We start from the raw sequence: 2,270 nt of genomic DNA on the forward strand, positions 1-2,270 counted from the left end.
GGAGACGGGGTTCTCCGCGTGGGTGTCGTGGCTGCCGAAGCTGAAGCGGGACAGCTCGTCGGTCGGCACGCCCTGCACGCCGAAGTAGGCCTGGGCCCGCAGCCCGTCCAGGTCCACGACCCGCACGTCGTCCGCCGACGCGCCGGGCGACCACGGCAGGTGGGGCGTGCGGGGGTACGGCGTGCGCATGACCCCTCCCACCACCGGACTCCGCGAGAACCATAGAGACCCGCGACACGGCCGATCGACCGGTTTTCCCGATGACGGTCATCCGGGCGGCACCCGCGCGACCCGCGACTCGATACGATGTCTGGTCGACGCGATGTCGGTCGTCGGCGCAGTCGAGGTCGGAGAGGAAGGACGGACGAACGTGGAAACGCTCGAGTTCCAGTCGGAGGCGCGTCAGCTCTTGCGGCTGATGATCCACTCGGTCTACTCGAACAAGGACACGTTCCTGCGCGAGCTGGTGTCGAACGCCTCGGACGCGTTGGACAAGCTCAGGCTGGAGACGTTCCGCGACAAGGAGCTGGTCGCGGACACGTCGGACCTCCACGTCGCGATCGAGGTCGACCGGGGGGCACGCACGCTGACGATCCGCGACAACGGCATCGGCATGACCCGCGAGGACGTGGTCGGGCTCATCGGCACGATCGCGAAGTCCGGCACCGCCGAGTTCCTGCAGAAGCTGAAGGAGTCGCAGGACTCCGCCGCCTCGCAGGACCTGATCGGGCAGTTCGGCATCGGCTTCTACTCCTCGTTCATGGTCGCGGACAAGGTCACGCTCGTGACCAAGCACCCGCGCTCCGCGGAGGGCATCCGGTGGGAGTCCGCCGGCGAGGGCACCTACACGATCGAGGACGTCGCGGACGCGCCGCAGGGCACCGCCGTCACGCTCCACCTGAAGCCGGCCGACCCCGAGGACCACCTCGCGGACTACACGTCGACCGCGAAGATCACCGAGGTCGTCAAGCGCTACGCCGACTTCATCACCTGGCCGATCAGGATGGCGAAGGAGGAGGGCGCCGAGCCCGAGACGATCAACTCGCGCAAGGCGCTGTGGGCGCGGCCCGCCTCCGAGGTCACCGAGGACGAGTACGCCGAGTTCTACCGGCACGTCAGCCACGACTGGAACAAGCCGCTGGACACCATCCGCATGCACGGCGAGGGGGTGTTCGAGTACCAGGCGCTGCTGTTCATCCCGGCCCAGGCGCCGCTGGACCTGTTCATGCGCGAGCGCAAGCGCGGCGTGCAGCTCTACGTCAAGCGCGTCTTCATCATGGACGACTGCGAAGAGCTGATGCCAGAGTACCTCCGGTTCGTCAAGGGCGTGGTCGACGCCCAGGACCTGTCGCTCAACGTGTCGCGCGAGCTGCTCCAGCACGACCGCCAGATCCAGCTCGTCCGCCGTCGGCTGGTCAAGAAGGTGCTGTCCACCGTCAAGGGCATGATGGCGGACAAGCCGGAGTCGTACGCGACGTTCTGGCGCGAGTTCGGCGCGGCGGTCAAGGAGGGCCTGATCGGGGACCCGGACAACCGCGAGGCCATCCTCGACATCGCCTCGTTCGCCTCCACGGCGGACGCCGAGAAGCCGACCACGCTGGCCGAGTACGTCGAGCGGATGAAGGACGACCAGCAGCACGTCTACTACATGACCGGCGACTCGCGGGCCACCGTGGAGAACTCGCCGCACCTGGAGGCGCTGCGGGCCAAGGGCTTCGAGGTGCTGATCCTCACCGACCCGATCGACGAGATGTGGGTCGACGCGGTGCCCGGGTTCAAGGACAAGACCTTCCAGTCGGTCGCCAAGGGGCAGGTCGACCTGGAGACCGACGAGGAGAAGGCGCGGGCCGAGGAGCGGCAGAAGGACTTCGCCGACTTCCTGGGCTGGATGACCACCACCCTGGCCGACCAGGTCAAGGAGGTGCGGCTGTCCTCGCGCCTGACCACGTCGCCCGCGTGCGTCGTCGGTGACGCCCACGACCTGACCCCGACCCTGGAGAAGATGTACCGGGCGATGGGCCAGGAGCTGCCGCCGGTCAAGCGGATCCTGGAGCTCAACCCCGACCACGCGCTCGTCGCCGGCCTGCACCGGGCCTTCACCGACCGCGGCGCGGAGGACGCGTCGCTGGCCGGGTCGGCCGAGCTGATCCACGGCATGGCGCTGCTGGCCGAGGGTGGCGACCTGCCCGACCCGTCCCGGTTGGTCCGGATCGTGTCCGAGCACCTGGAGCGGGCCCTGTGAGGGCGTGAAAGACGTCCGGGCGGGCTCC

2 protein-coding genes are annotated in these 2,270 nt (G+C 68.7%); one reads left to right on the top strand and one right to left on the bottom strand.

Going from position 1 to position 2,270, the window contains the following annotated elements; translation table 11 throughout:
- A partial coding sequence (locus AB0G02_RS35955) for a hypothetical protein (protein ID WP_360803656.1) occupies positions 1 to 189 on the bottom strand: 189 nt, incomplete at its 3' end.
- Positions 190 to 322: 133 nt separating this feature from the next.
- Here AB0G02_RS35955 and htpG point away from each other — a divergent pair.
- Complete coding sequence (gene htpG, locus AB0G02_RS35960; RefSeq protein WP_360803659.1) at positions 323 to 2,242, top strand: molecular chaperone HtpG; 1,920 nt, start codon at positions 323 to 325, stop codon at positions 2,240 to 2,242.
- Positions 2,243 to 2,270 lie beyond the last annotated feature (28 nt).

The sequence above is a fragment of the Actinosynnema sp. NPDC023658 genome, assembly GCF_040639995.1.
In the GTDB taxonomy this organism is placed as follows: domain Bacteria; phylum Actinomycetota; class Actinomycetes; order Mycobacteriales; family Pseudonocardiaceae; genus Actinosynnema.

Bases quoted from the DNA above. Each gene is read 5' to 3' on its own strand.
- htpG (WP_360803659.1), top strand. From the start codon at position 323: ATGTCGGTCGTCGGCGCAGTCGAGGTCGGAGAGGAAGGACGGACGAAC.